3 tRNA genes are annotated in these 598 nt (G+C 43.1%); all 3 read left to right on the forward strand.

Going from position 1 to position 598, the window contains the following annotated elements:
• Positions 1-62: 62 nt before the first annotated feature.
• The 3 genes from C2M33_RS18545 to C2M33_RS18555 all read left to right on the forward strand — a co-directional run bounded on the left by C2M33_RS18545 (position 63) and on the right by C2M33_RS18555 (position 435).
• Positions 63-138, forward strand: a tRNA-Val gene (locus C2M33_RS18545).
• Between the two features lie 42 nt (positions 139-180).
• Positions 181-256: transfer RNA gene (locus C2M33_RS18550), tRNA-Val, on the forward strand.
• A gap of 103 nt (positions 257-359) precedes the next feature.
• A tRNA-Val gene (locus tag C2M33_RS18555) sits at positions 360-435 on the forward strand.
• The last annotated feature ends 163 nt before the right edge of the window (positions 436-598 follow it).

The raw sequence follows: 598 nt of genomic DNA on the forward strand, positions 1-598 counted from the left end.
AGTCCAGTACGACCCACCATTAAATAAACTTTGATGGTATTTTCATTTAGATTATTCTTCGCGGGTCGTTAGCTCAGTTGGGAGAGCATCGCCCTTACAAGGCGAGGGTCACTGGTTCAAGTCCAGTACGACCCACCATTTACTTTTTAAAGAGTATGGTAGCGAAGAAAAAGATTATATGGGTCGTTAGCTCAGTTGGGAGAGCATCGCCCTTACAAGGCGAGGGTCACTGGTTCAAGTCCAGTACGACCCACCATTACTTTTTGAAGCAGAGAGCATCGCAACTCTTTACAACGAAAAGGCTCGGTGGTTAAGTTCAGTAAAACCAACCATTTAATCTTAAAACAAAATTTATATGTGGGTCGTTAGCTCAGTTGGGAGAGCATCGCCCTTACAAGGCGAGGGTCACTGGTTCAAGTCCAGTACGACCCACCACATATAAAACCTCCTTATTTTATCTCTAGTTTTCAAAAGCATCGCCACTCTTTACAAAACACAGGCTCGATGATTCAAGTCCAGTACGACCCACCACATATAAAACCTCCTTATTTTATCTCTAGTTTTCAAAAGCATCGCCACTCTTTACAAAACACAGGCT

This window comes from Pseudoalteromonas sp. T1lg122 (assembly GCF_002964825.1).
GTDB classification, from domain to species: Bacteria; Pseudomonadota; Gammaproteobacteria; order Enterobacterales; family Alteromonadaceae; genus Pseudoalteromonas; species Pseudoalteromonas gelatinilytica.